At 66.5% G+C, this 13,213-nt stretch carries 7 protein-coding genes; 5 read left to right on the top strand and 2 right to left on the bottom strand.

The window, feature by feature from the left end:
- Window positions 1–11: 11 nt before the first annotated feature.
- Window positions 12–3,182, top strand: coding sequence for a multidrug efflux RND transporter permease subunit (locus tag C2U58_RS04445; RefSeq protein ID WP_102944714.1), 3,171 nt, complete (start codon window positions 12–14; stop codon window positions 3,180–3,182).
- Window positions 3,183–3,955: 773 nt separating this feature from the next.
- On the opposite strand, the gene C2U58_RS04440 is transcribed toward C2U58_RS04445, so the two are convergent.
- A complete protein-coding gene (locus tag C2U58_RS04440; RefSeq protein WP_102944713.1) occupies window positions 3,956–5,104 on the bottom strand; it encodes an acyl-CoA dehydrogenase family protein in 1,149 nt (382 codons plus the stop codon).
- 143 nt (window positions 5,105–5,247) lie between these two features.
- Here C2U58_RS04440 and C2U58_RS04435 point away from each other — a divergent pair, with 143 nt between their 5' ends.
- From C2U58_RS04435 to C2U58_RS04420, 4 genes are read left to right on the top strand one after another with little or no spacing between them, the layout of a single operon-like run.
- On the top strand, window positions 5,248–6,177 hold the full coding sequence (locus C2U58_RS04435; RefSeq protein ID WP_102944712.1) for an ArsR family transcriptional regulator: 930 nt from the start codon (window positions 5,248–5,250) through the stop codon (window positions 6,175–6,177).
- 11 nt (window positions 6,178–6,188) lie between these two features.
- On the top strand, window positions 6,189–7,277 hold the full coding sequence (locus C2U58_RS04430) for a homocysteine S-methyltransferase family protein (protein ID WP_102944711.1): 1,089 nt from the start codon (window positions 6,189–6,191) through the stop codon (window positions 7,275–7,277).
- Entirely contained in the window at window positions 7,274–9,961 is a 2,688-nt protein-coding gene (gene metH, locus C2U58_RS04425; RefSeq protein WP_102944710.1) for a methionine synthase, read from the top strand. Before C2U58_RS04430 ends, metH begins: the two co-directional genes overlap by 4 nt.
- Window positions 9,958–11,124 (top strand): MFS transporter, encoded by a 1,167-nt coding sequence (locus C2U58_RS04420; protein ID WP_102944709.1) that lies wholly within the window; start codon window positions 9,958–9,960, stop codon window positions 11,122–11,124. The genes metH and C2U58_RS04420 overlap by 4 nt, the downstream gene beginning before the upstream one ends.
- A gap of 3 nt (window positions 11,125–11,127) precedes the next feature.
- Here C2U58_RS04420 and C2U58_RS04415 read toward each other — a convergent pair whose 3' ends face one another.
- Complete coding sequence (locus tag C2U58_RS04415) at window positions 11,128–13,197, bottom strand: acyltransferase family protein (protein ID WP_253256640.1); 2,070 nt, start codon at window positions 13,195–13,197, stop codon at window positions 11,128–11,130.
- Between the last annotated feature and the right edge of the window lie 16 nt (window positions 13,198–13,213).

Below are 13,213 nucleotides of genomic sequence, written 5' to 3'. Positions count from 1 at the left end.
AACCCTCCGTCATGCCTAAATTTTTCATTGAACACCCGGTATTCGCCTGGGTGGTCGCGATCCTGATCTCGCTTGCGGGCGTGATCTCGATCCTGGGTCTGGGCGTGGAGTCCTACCCAAGCATCGCACCGCCGCAGGTGACGGTGAGCGCCACCTACCCCGGCGCCAGCGCCGACACCACCGAAAAGTCGGTCACCCAGGTGATCGAGCAGCAGCTGACCGGTATCGACCACCTGCTGTACTTCAGTTCCTCGTCGGCCTCGAACGGTCGTGCGCAGATCACCCTGACCTTCGAAACCGGCACCGATGCGGACATCGCGCAGGTGCAGGTGCAGAACAAGGTGTCGCTGGCCACGCCGCGCCTGCCCACCGAAGTGACCCAGCAGGGCGTGGTGGTGGCCAAGGCCAACGCCGGCTTCCTGATGGTGGTGGCGCTGCAGTCGGACCGCGAGTCGATCACCCGCGACGCGCTCAACGACATCGTGGGCTCGCGCGTGCTCGACCAGATCTCGCGTATCCCCGGCGTCGGCAGCACCCAGCAGTTCGGTTCCGAGTACGCCATGAACATCTGGCTCAACCCGGAACGCATGCAGGGCTTCGGGCTGTCGGCCACCCAAGTGCTGGCGGCGATCAAGGCGCAGAACGTGCAGTTCGCAGCCGGTTCGCTGGGTTCGGATCCGTCCCCGGCCGGGCATTACTTCACCGCCACGGTCTCGGCCGAAGGGCGCTTCAGCTCGCCTGACCAGTTCGAGAACATCATCCTGCGCGCCAATGCAGACGGCTCGCGGGTGATGCTGAAGGACGTGGCGCGGATTGCCTTCGGCGCCAACAACTACGGCTTCGACACGCAGTACAACGGCAAGCCGACCGGTGCGTTCGCGATCCAGCTGCTGCCGGGCGCGAACGCACTGAACGTGGCGGACGCGGTGCGCGCGAAGATGGAAGAGCTGCAGCCGAGCTTCCCGGCCGGCGTGACCTGGTTCTCGCCGTACGACAGCACCACGTTCGTGAAGATCTCGATCGAGGAAGTGGTCAAGACCCTGGTCGAAGCGATCGTGCTGGTCTTCCTGGTGATGCTGATCTTCCTGCAGAACTTCCGGGCGACGCTGATCCCGACGCTGGTCATTCCGGTGGCGCTGCTCGGCACGTTCCTGGGCATGAGCATCATCGGCTTCACGATCAACCAGCTGACGCTGTTCGCGATGGTGCTGGCGATCGGCATCGTGGTGGATGACGCGATCGTGGTGATCGAGAACGTCGAGCGCATCATGACCGAGGAGAAGCTGCCACCGAAGGCGGCGACCCAGAAGGCCATGACCCAGATCACCGGTGCGGTGGTGGCGATCACGGTGGTGCTGGCGGCGGTGTTCATTCCGTCGGCGCTGCAGGGCGGCGCGGCCGGCGAGATCTACAAGCAGTTCGCGCTGACCATTGCGATCGCGATGGCGTTCTCGGCGTTCCTGGCGCTGGGCTTCACGCCGGCACTGTGTGCGACGTTCCTGAAGCCGACGCACGGCGAGCCGAACGTGGTGTACCGCACGTTCAACAAGTACTACGACAAGGTCAGCGGCACCTACGTGGGCCACATCACGTCGGCGGTGAAGCATGCGCCGCGCTGGATGATCCTGTTCGTGGTGCTGACGGTGCTGTGCGGTTTCCTGTTCACGCGCATGCCGGGCAGCTTCCTGCCGGAAGAAGACCAGGGCTATGCGCTGGCGATCGTGCAGCTGCCGCCGGGTTCGACCAAGGCGCAGACCAACGCAACCTTCGCGCAGATGCGCGGGATCCTGGAAAAGCAGGATGGGTTCGAGGGCATGCTGCAGGTGGCCGGTTTCAGCTTCGTGGGTTCGGGCGAAAACGTGGGCATGGGCTTCATTCGGCTCAAGCCGTGGGCGGACCGTGACATCACGGTGCCGGAGTTCATCGGCAACATGAACGGCGCGTTCTACGGGATCAAGGAAGCACAGATCTTCGTGGTCAACCTGCCGACGGTTCAGGGCCTGGGCCAGTTCGGCGGCTTCGACATGTGGCTGCAGGACCGTGGCGGCGTGGGCTTCGAGCAGTTGACGCAGGCGCGCAACACGCTGCTGGGCAAGGCGGCGGAAGAGAAGGAACTGTTGACGGGCGTGCGCCCGAACGGGCTTGAAAACGCACCGCAGCTGCAGTTGCATGTGGATCGGGTACAGGCGCAGACGATGGGGCTGTCGGTGTCGGACGTGTACAGCACGATCCAGCTGATGCTGGCGCCGGTGTACGTGAACGACTTCTTCTACCAGGGCCGCATCAAGCGGGTGACGATGCAGGCCGACGGTCCGTTCCGGACCGGGGCGGAGTCGTTGAACAGCTTCTACACGCCGAGTTCGCTGCAGACCAACGCGGACGGTACGCCGGCAATGATTCCGCTGAGCACGGTGGTACGTTCGGAATGGGTGTCGGCGCCGCCGTCGCTGAGCCGTTACAACGGGTATTCGGCGATCAACATCGTGGGTTCGCAGGCACCGGGCCGCAGTTCGGGCGAGGCGATGCAGGCGATGGAGCGCATCGTGCAGGACGACCTGCCGGCGGGCTTCGGCTACGACTGGTCGGGCATGTCCTACCAGGAAATCCTGGCGGGCAACGCGGCGACGCTGCTGCTGGTGCTGTCGATCGTGGTGGTTTTCCTGTGCCTTGCGGCGCTGTATGAAAGCTGGTCGATCCCGGTGGCGGTGCTGCTGGTGGTGCCGCTGGGCGTGCTGGGTGCGCTGGCGTTCTCGCTGGCGCGCGGGCTGCCGAACGATCTGTACTTCAAGATCGGCCTGATCACGGTGATCGGCCTGGCGGCGAAGAACGCGATCCTGATCGTGGAGTTCGCGGTGGAGCAGCGGGCGGCGGGCCGGAACCTGCGCGATGCGACGATCGAGGCGGCGCGCCTGCGCTTCCGCCCGATCCTGATGACGTCGTTCGCGTTCATCATGGGCGTGATCCCGATGGCGATCTCGACCGGCGCCGGCGCCAACGCGCGTCACGCAATCGGTACCGGCGTGATTGGTGGCATGGTGTTCGCCACCTTCCTCGGCCTGCTGATGATCCCGGTGTTCTTCGTGGTGGTCCGCCGCATGCTGGGCGACAAGCTGGACGAACCGTCCAAGGAGTTCCTGGAACGCCAGGGCGACGCGAATACGGTGCATCGTCCGGATCGGTGATCTGCAGTAACTTGTAATGCGAAAGGCCCCGGAGCGATCCGGGGCCTTTTTTGTTCGGCAGTTGCCAACGTTGCGTGGCGCCGGGCCCTGCCCGGCTGTTGTTGGTTTTGGGCGAACAGCCCTGGGGTGCAAGGGTTCCCTGGCTTGGGCCGCCCGGTGCCGGTTTGCGGGGTCGCCGCAAGTACGTCCATGTAGGCTACGCGGACGCCATCCATGGCGCCGAGTCCCCCGCAAACCGACCCCGGGCGACCCTTTGACAATTGGCCGGTGGCCATGGGAAACGCCCATGTCGGCCTACGGCCGACATGGGGTTTCGTTCGATTTCCATGCGTTACCGGACGCGGGCGATTTCACGGCGGTTGTTTGGGAACCAACCCTACCAAGCCTGCATCCGTGGGCAGGACGCACCGCGTAGTGACACGCCATGCGTGTCCCCCGTAAACCATCAAAGCACGCATTCGTGTCGACCATCGGTCGGCACACCGGCTTCTCCTGTGGCCTCCGAGGCACTGTCGGAGGGTCGGCGGGGGTGGGTTTGAGGGGGCACGAGCCGCATGGATGCGGCGATGAGCTTACATGGACGTACTTGCAGCGTCCCCCACAAACCCGCACCCGACGGCCCTGACCAGGGAAACCTCGCAACCCACGGCTGTTCGCCCGAATCCAACAGCAGCCGGGCAAGGCCCGGCTCTACCGCACACCATGCAATCAAGCGCCCAATAGCAATCGGGGCCCAAGAAGGGCCCCGATGTATTGCACGGCTTGGCGTTGGATCAGCGCAAACCGGTTTCGTTGCGCGCGATCACCAAGCGCTGGATTTCCGAGGTGCCTTCGTAGATCTCGGTGATCTTGGCGTCGCGGAAGTAACGCTCCAGCGGCATTTCCTTGGAGTAGCCCATGCCGCCGTGGATCTGCACCGCCTGGTGGGTGATCCACATCGCCGCTTCCGAGGCCGTCAGCTTGGCAATCGCCGCTTCGTTGCTGAAACGCTTGCCCTGCCCCTTCACCCACGCCGCGCGCAGGGTCAGCAGCAGCGCTGCGTCCAGCTTGCACTTCATGTCCGCGATCTTCGCCTGCGTCATCTGGAACGTGCCGATCGCCGCGCCGAACGCCTTGCGCTCTTTCACGTACTCGAGGGTCGCCTCGTACGCCGCACGCGCGATGCCGATGGCCTGCGAGGCGATGCCGATGCGGCCTGCGTCCAGCACACCCATCGCGATCTTGAAGCCCTCGCCTTCCTTGCCCACCACATCGTCAACGTCTGCCACGTAATCCTGGAACTCGATCTCGCACGTCGCCGACGCACGGATGCCCAGCTTCGGCTCGGTCTTGCCGCGGTGGAAGCCCGCCTTGTCCGTGTCGATCATGAACGCCGTGATCCCGCGTGCGCCCTGCTCCGGCGCGGTCATCGCAAACAGCACGATGTACTTCGCCACCGGGCCCGAGGTGATCCAGCTCTTCTTGCCGTTGATCACGTACGTGCCGTCGGCCTGCTTCACCGCGCGGCAGCGCATCGCCGTCGCGTCCGAACCCGACTGCGGCTCGGTCAGCGCGAACGCACCAATCGCTTCGCCTTCCGCGATCGCGCGTACGTACTTCTGCTTTTGCGCCTCGCTGCCGAAGTTCAGGATCCCGCTGCAGAAGAGGGAATTGTTCACCGACATGATCGTCGAATGCGCGGCATCGCCTGCCGCCACTTCGACCATCGCCAGAACATAGGAGATCGGGTCCATGCCCGCGCCGCCGTACTCGGTCGGCACCTCGATGCCCATCAGCCCGTTTTCACCCAGCAGGCGGATGTTCTCCAACGGGAACTCGCCGGTGCGGTCATGGTGCTCCGCGCTCGGGGCGATTTTTTCCTGCGCAATGCGACGGGCAACGTCCTGCAGCATCAGCTGCTCTTCGGTAAAGCTGAAATCCACAACACCCTCCCAGGAACATGGCTGGAGGCCACAATACGCAGCCGCATGGAAGGATTGTAGCGGGGAACGGCCCGTTCCACCTCACTTGACCCACGAGGCACCCACGGACGAAAATATCTCTATATCGCGATAGGTAGATATTTATGGATCTCGAGGACTGGTCGGTCCGGCTGAAAGTGTTCGCCGACGCCACCCGCGTACGCCTGCTCACCTTGCTGGAGCAGGAAGAACTCACCGTGGCCGAGCTCTCGGCCATCACCACCCTGGCCCAGCCCCGGGTGTCCACCCACCTGGCCCGGCTCAAAGAGGCCGGCCTGGTCCGCGACCGCCGCGCTGGCGTCTCGGCCTACTACCGCTTCGACGACGCCGCGCTTGACCCCGCGCAGCGTGCATTGTGGCATGCCCTGAGCACCGGCAGCGACGATCCCCTGCTGCGCCAGGATGCGGAACGCGTGGCCGCCGTGCTCGCCAGCCGCGCCGCCGACCAGAACTGGGCCGACAGCGTCGCCGGCGACATGGAGCGCCACTACTCCCCCGGCCGTACCTGGGAAGCCCTCGCCCGCACCGCGCTGCCGCTGCTGGAAACCGGCGACGTGCTCGACATCGCCTCCGGCGACGGCGTGCTCGCCGAACTGGTCGCCCCGCATGCCAAACGCTACGTCTGCATCGACACCAGCGCCCGCGTCGTCGCCGCCGCCAGCGAACGCCTGCGCCGCCTCGCCAACGTCGAGGTCCGCGAAGGCGACATGCATGCCCTGCCGTTCAAGGACCGCAGCTTCGACCTGGTCGTGCTGATGCACGCCCTGACCTACGCCGCCAAGCCCGCCCAGGCCGTCGCCGAAGGCGCGCGCGTGCTGCGCTCCGGCGGACGCCTGCTGCTGTGCAGCCTGGCCCGCCACGAACACAAGGCCGCCGTCGAAGCCTATGGCCACGTCAACCTGGGCTTCTCGGACAAGGAACTGCGCAGGTTCGCCGAGAAGGCCGGGCTGGTCGTCTCCAGCCTGGAAACCGTGACCCGCGAAAAGCGCCCGCCACACTTCGAAGTCATTTCGCTGATCGCCAGCAAGCCCTGAGGTTGCCCCGCATGTCCCTGCCCTGGCTGCACCCCGACCGTGTCCGCGCCCTCGAAGATGCGCTGGCCACCCGCATCCTGATCATCGACGGCGCCATGGGCACCATGATCCAGCGGCATGGGCTGGAGGAAGCCGACTACCGCGGCGAGCGTTTCGCCCAGGGCTTCGACCACCAGCATGGGGCCGGCTGCGACCACGGCACCCCCGAAGGCCATGACCTCAAGGGCAACAACGACCTGCTGCTGCTGACCCGCCCCGAGGTCATCGCCGGCATCCACACCGCCTACCTGCAGGCCGGTGCCGACCTGATCGAGACCAACACCTTCAACGCCACCTCGGTGAGCCAGGCCGACTACCACCTCGAACACCTGGTGTACGAGCTCAACAAGGCCGGCGCCGCCGTCGCCCGCGCCTGCTGCGACGCCGTCGAAGCCACCACCCCGGACAAGCCGCGCTTCGTCATCGGGGTGCTCGGCCCGACCAGCCGCACCGCCTCGATCAGCCCCGACGTCAACGACCCCGGCTTCCGCAACACCAGTTTCGACGCGCTGCGCGACACCTACCGCGAAGCCATCGATGGCCTGATCGACGGCGGCGCCGACACCCTCATGGTCGAAACCATCTTCGACACGCTCAACGCCAAGGCGGCGCTGTTCGCCATCGAAGAAGCCTTCGACGCGCGCGGCGCACGGCTGCCGATCATGATCTCCGGCACGATCACCGACGCCTCCGGACGCACCCTGTCCGGGCAGACCGCCGACGCCTTCCACGCCTCGCTCGCCCATTCGCGCCCCCTCTCGATCGGCCTGAACTGCGCGCTCGGGGCCGACGCGATGCGCCCGCACGTGGAAACCCTGGGCCAGGTCGCCGACTGCTACGTCAGCGCCCACCCCAACGCCGGCCTGCCCAACGCCTTCGGCGAGTACGACGAAACCCCGGATGAGATGGCCGCCACCCTGCGCGGCTTCGCCCAGGACGGCCTGCTGAACCTGGTGGGCGGCTGCTGCGGCTCCACCCCCGACCATATCCGTGCCATTGCCGAGGCCGTGGCCGGGCTGCCACCGCGCGCCCTGCCCGCAGCACGGGAGCAGGCCGCATGAGCGCACCGACCCGCCACACCCGCCTGTCCGGGCTTGAGCCGCTGGTCATTACCCCGGACCTGCTGTTCGTCAACGTCGGCGAACGCACCAATGTCACCGGCAGCGCCCAGTTCCGCAAGCTGGTCAAGGAAGAGCGCTACGAGGAAGCCGTGGAAGTGGCGCGCCAGCAGGTCGCCAGCGGCGCGCAGATCCTCGACGTCAACATGGACGAGGGCCTGATCGATTCCGAAAAGGCGATGACCCGCTACCTCAACCTGATCATGTCCGAGCCGGACATCGCCCGCATTCCGGTGATGGTCGACTCCTCCAAGTGGAGCGTGATCGAGGCCGGGCTGAAGTGCCTGCAGGGCAAGAGCGTGGTCAACTCGATCTCGCTCAAGGAAGGCGAAGCGCTGTTCATCGAACACGCGCGCAAGGTGCTGCGCTATGGCGCCGCCGCCGTGGTGATGGCCTTCGACGAACAGGGCCAGGCCGACACCTGTGCACGCAAGGTGGAGATCTGTACGCGCGCCTACCGGATCCTGGTCGACCAGGTCGGGTTCCCGCCGCAGGACATCATCTTCGACCCGAACATCTTCGCCGTCGCCACCGGCATCGAAGAGCACGACAACTATGCGGTGGACTTCATCGAAGCCACCCGCATCATCAAGCGCACGCTGCCGCATTGCCACGTTTCCGGTGGCGTCTCCAACGTGTCGTTCTCGTTCCGTGGCAACGAAACCGTGCGCCAGGCGATCCATTCGGTGTTCCTGTACCACGCCATCGCCGCCGGCATGGACATGGGCATCGTCAACGCCGGTGCGATGCCGATCTACGACGACCTCGATGCCGAGCTGCGCGAGCGCGTGGAGGACGTGATCCTCAACCGCCGCAGCGATGGCACCGAGCGCCTGCTGGAGATCGCCGAGCGCTACAAAGGCAAGAAAGGCGAGGTCAAGGGCGAAGACCTGGCCTGGCGCGAGAAGCCGGTCGACGCACGCCTGGCGCATGCGCTGGTGCACGGCCTGGATGCCTGGGTGGAAGCCGATACCGAGGAAGCCCGCGTCCGCTCCAGCCGCCCCCTGGACGTGATTGAAGGGCCGCTGATGGACGGCATGAACGTGGTCGGCGACCTGTTCGGCGCTGGCAAGATGTTCCTGCCGCAGGTGGTCAAGTCCGCGCGGGTGATGAAGAAGGCGGTGGCCTACCTGCTGCCCTTCATCGAAGCCGAGAAGGCGCGCAGCGGCGACACCGCAAGGAGCAACGGCAAGATCATCATGGCCACGGTCAAGGGCGACGTGCACGACATCGGCAAGAACATCGTCGGCGTGGTCCTGGCCTGCAACAACTTCGAGGTGGTCGACCTGGGCGTGATGGTGCCGGCGCAGAAGATCCTGGACGCAGCACGCGCCGAGAACGCCGACATCATCGGCCTGTCCGGCCTGATCACGCCGTCGCTGGAGGAAATGAGCCATGTCGCCCGTGAAATGGAACGCCAGGGCTTCACCCTGCCGTTGATGATCGGCGGCGCCACGACCTCGCGCGCGCATACCGCGCTGAAGATCGACCCGCACTACAAGGCACCCACGGTGTGGGTGAAGGACGCCTCGCGCGCGGTGGGCGTGGCCCAGTCGCTGATTTCCAGCGAGCTGCGCGAGGCGTTCGTGGCCGCCAACGAGGCCGACTACGCCGACATCCGCCAGCGCCACCGCAACCGCGGCGACGCCAAGCGACTGGTGACCCTGGCCAAGGCCCGCGCGCAGCGCTTCGACGGTGGCTGGGACACGTACACGCCTCCTGCCCCGCGCAAGCCGGGCCTGCACGTGCTGGACGATTACCCGCTGGCCGACCTGGTCGAGGTGATCGACTGGACCCCGTTTTTCCAGGCCTGGGAGCTGGCCGGCAAGTACCCGGCCATCCTTACCGACGAGATCGTCGGCACCCAGGCCAGCGATCTGTACCGCGACGCGCGGGCGATGTTGACCCGCATCGTCGAGGAACGCTGGCTCACCGCCCGGGCGGTATTCGGGCTGTGGCCGGCCAACAGTGTGGGCGACGATGTGCACCTGCAGACCGACGAGGGCCCGGCCGTGCTGCACTTCCTGCGCCAGCAGGTGGACAAGCCGGTGGAACGCCCGGACTTCTGCCTGGCCGATTTCATCGCCCCGGCCGACAGCGGCCGCCAGGACTGGATCGGCGCGTTCGCGGTGACGGCGGGGATTGGCATCGAGCCGCATGTGGCGCGCTTCGAGGCCGACCATGATGATTACAACGCGATCCTGTTGAAGGCGTTGGCGGACCGGTTGGCCGAAGCGTTGGCCGAACGGCTGCATCAGCAGGTGCGGATGGATTACTGGGGCTACCAGCCGGACGAGGCGCTGGACAATGAGGCGCTGATTTCCGAGCAGTACAGCGGGATCCGGCCGGCACCGGGGTATCCGGCGTGCCCGGAGCACAGTGAGAAGGGCACGTTGTTCCGGCTGCTGGATGCGGAACGGAATGCGGGCATGGAGCTCACCGAGAGCTTTGCGATGCTGCCCACGGCTGCGGTCTCCGGCTATTACTTCAGCCATCCGCAGAGCCAGTACTTCGTGGTCGGTCGGGTGACGCGCGAGCAGGTCACGGATTACGCCAAGCGCAAGGGCGTGGATCGTGCGCAGGCAGAGCGGTGGCTGGCGTCGAACCTGGATTACGATCCCGAATGAACGACGCCGTTCCGGTCGCACGCCTCTCCAGCTATTACCTGTTCTATTACGCAGCGCTCGGCGCGTTTACGCCTTACTGGTCGCTGTTCCTGACCGCGCGCGGCATGAGCGTGACCGCGATCAGCGTGATGATGGGGATCTGGTACGCCACCCGCATCGTGGCGCCGACCACCTGGACCTCGATCGCGGCCGCCTCGCGCGACCCGATCCGCTGGCTGCGGATCGGCAGCGTGCTCACGCTGGTCACCTTCTGCGCGTTCCTGCTGCCGCTGCCACAGCCGTGGATGTACCCGGCGATGGTGGTGTTCTGCTTCTTCTACAACGCGGTGATGCCGCAGTTCGAGTCGATCACGCTCACCCACCTGGGCAACGACAGCCACCGATACGGCATGATCCGGGTCTGGGGCTCGCTGGGCTTCATCGCGGTGGTGATGGGCTTCGGCTGGTTCCTGGAAGGCCGCAGCGCCGGCGTGCTGCCGTGGCTGATGCTGCCGCTGTTCGCGCTGCTGGTGGCCTCCTCCTTCGCCAACCGCTACGCGCGCGACTTACACCGCGCCGATGGCGATGCCAGCGGCTTCTGGCAGATCGTGCGCAAGCCGCAGGTGCTGGCGTTCTTCCTAGCCGCCTTCATGGAACAGCTCTCGTTCGGGCCGTATTACACGTTCTTCTCGGTGTACATGGACCACCACGGGTATGCGACCTCCACCCTCGGCCTGCTGTGGACCATCGGCGTGGTGTTCGAGGTGGCCGTGTTCTTCACCATCGGCCGTTTCTTCCGTCGTTACGACGCCAGCTGGATGCTGCTGATCGCGCTGCTGAGTTCAACCGTGCGCTGGACGGTCACCGCCCTGTTCCCGCAGCACCTCGGGGTGATGCTGGTCGCGCAGACCGCGCACGCGCTGGGGTTCGCCGCGTTCTTCGCCGCAGCCATGCAGATGCTGGCCACGTATTTCCCGGGCCGGCTCAATGGGCACGGACAGGGATTGCTCTATGGATTCTCGTCCGGCGTGGGCGGCGTGCTCGGCGCGTTGATCGCCGGCCAGCTATGGGGCATCGACAACGGCCGCACCGCCTTCCTCGTCGGTGCAGGTTTCGCCGCGGCGGGCGCCCTGCTGTGCTTCTTCGCGATCAGCCTGCCGCTGTTGCGCGGCAAGCGCCGCTAGCTGCTACCGCACCTGCTCGCGGAACGACGGCAACAGGACGCGGTTGCCGTAACCGCTCAGGTGGTCACCGTCGAAGTACAGCGGCCGGCCGTCCAGGTCGGGCTTGCACACCTCGCCCGGGCACAGCAGCGGCAGCGGATCCCACACGGTTGCGCCGGGCAGTGCTGCGGCCACCTGCTTGAGGCTGTCCAGCACCGGGGCGCGCATCGCTTCGGTCTGCGCGCGCGGAATCTCCATGCCGTTGATGCAGATCGGGTTGTGGCGGTTGAATACATCCGAGCAGCGGTACGGTGGCGCCGGCAGCACCGGCTTGGGCGCCTCGAACACGATGCGCACGCCGCGTTCGGCCAGCGGTCGCAGCTGTTCGATCGCCATCGCGACCTCGCCCGCACGCCCGCTTACCGCCGCCGGGCTGGCCAGGTCAGCCTGCACCTGCACGATGTCGAACAGCTGGTACTGCTCCGCCAGACGCGGCACGCGCAGGCCAGGCAGGAACAGCACATCGCCTGCGCGCGCGTTGGCCTGGATGTCGTCCAGCACGTTCCGGGTGTACGCATCGCAGGCCGGGTTCGGCCCACGCCAGCCCTGCATGCCGACCAGCGCACAGCCGCCGCTGCCGTACAGGCGCACCTGGCCACCGTCCTGCACCACCTTGCGGCGCAGCAGTTCGTTGTAGACCAACGCGTGCGAGTCGCCGGCGACGAACAACACGGTGCCGGTCCCGCTGCCGCCGGGACAGTCGCCCCGCTGCAGCAGGCGCGCCTGCCCGCCCGCGACCGGAATCTGCGATTCGACCACCTGGCAGTCCGGCACTTCCTTCTTCAGGCCCTTCGCATAGGGATACCAGTCCAGCGGATGCCGACTGACCGTGCTCAGCGAGTAGTGCCGCTGATGCTTGACCAGCACCGACTGCAGGCCCGCGCCCAGCACGAGCACCGCCAGCCCCAGCAACACCCAGCGCCCGTTCGTGCGCGGACCGCGCGCGCCATGCCGCAGCGGCTGCTCCACCCAGCGCCAGGACAGCCAGGCCAGCGCGAACACCAGCAGCACGGCGATGGCGCCGTTGGCCACGGTCTCCAGCCCCACCGTCCAGCGGAACAGCACGAACACCGGCCAATGCCACAGGTACAGCGAGTACGAAAGCTTGCCGACCCAGACCATCGGCGCGCTGGACAGCGCGCGCCCGGTCCAGCCCTGCGGGTGGCCATGCAGCACCGCGAGCAACACGCCGGTGGACAGCACCGGCCACAGTCCGTCCGGCCAGGGCGAGTGCCCCGGCCGGGCAGACCACAGCCCATACCCGAGTGCCGCCACCGCAAGCAGCAGCACCGGCGAACGCCAGGAGAACCCACTTGCCACCGGTAGAGCCACGCCCTGCGTGGCTGCTCCGGATGTCGCAGTGAAGCGCCCGGCCAGCGACATCGCATGGTACAGCAGCACACCGGCGCCCAGCTGCCAGAAACGGGTGGTGGTGACGTAGAACGCCTGGATCTCCTGCCCGCCCTGCCCGACCAGGCGCAGCGCGTAGGCCAGCGACGCCAGCGTGGCCAGTGCGAACAGGCCCAGCGACAGCGCGCGGCCGCGTCCACCGCGTGCCCACGCGAGGAACAGCAGCGGGAACAGCAAGTAGAACTGCTCTTCCACGCCCAGCGACCACGTGTGGGTGTACGGATTGAATTCGGTGCGCGGCGAGAAGTAGTCGTTGCCGGTGCTGGCCAGCACCCAGTTGCTCAGGCCGAAGAACGCGCGACGGCCGGTCTTGTCGCTGGTCTCGCTGAGCCAGGATTCGGGAATGAACAGCGCGCTGAGCACGGCGGTGACCAGCAGGCAGACCACCAGTGCCGGCACGATCCGACGGATGCGCCGCGCGTAGAAACGCAGCAGGCCCTGCCAGCCCCCTACTGCGGGCAGTCGGTCGACCGACGCGCTGACCACGAAGCCGGAGATCACGAAAAACACGTCGACGCCGGTGAAGCCACCCGGCAGCCAGCTGGCCTTGAGGTGGTACAGGATCACCGACAGCACCGCGACGGCACGCAGGCCGTCGATGTGTGGGACGTAGGTCTGTCGCAATTGGCTTTCCTGCATG

It is taken from the genome of Stenotrophomonas sp. VV52 (genome assembly GCF_002893095.1).
GTDB classification, from domain to species: Bacteria; Pseudomonadota; Gammaproteobacteria; order Xanthomonadales; family Xanthomonadaceae; genus Stenotrophomonas; species Stenotrophomonas aracearum.
This window is presented reverse-complemented; position numbering and strand designations above follow the sequence as displayed.

Excerpts from the sequence above, each read along its gene's own strand:
- C2U58_RS04445 (WP_102944714.1), top strand. The coding sequence starts at position 12 with ATGCCTAAATTTTTCATTGAACACCCGGTATTCGCCTGGGTGGTCGCG.
- C2U58_RS04435 (WP_102944712.1), top strand. The coding sequence starts at position 5,248 with ATGGATCTCGAGGACTGGTCGGTCCGGCTGAAAGTGTTCGCCGACGCC.
- C2U58_RS04430 (WP_102944711.1), top strand. The coding sequence starts at position 6,189 with ATGTCCCTGCCCTGGCTGCACCCCGACCGTGTCCGCGCCCTCGAAGAT.
- metH (WP_102944710.1), top strand. The coding sequence starts at position 7,274 with ATGAGCGCACCGACCCGCCACACCCGCCTGTCCGGGCTTGAGCCGCTG.
- C2U58_RS04420 (WP_102944709.1), top strand. The coding sequence starts at position 9,958 with ATGAACGACGCCGTTCCGGTCGCACGCCTCTCCAGCTATTACCTGTTC.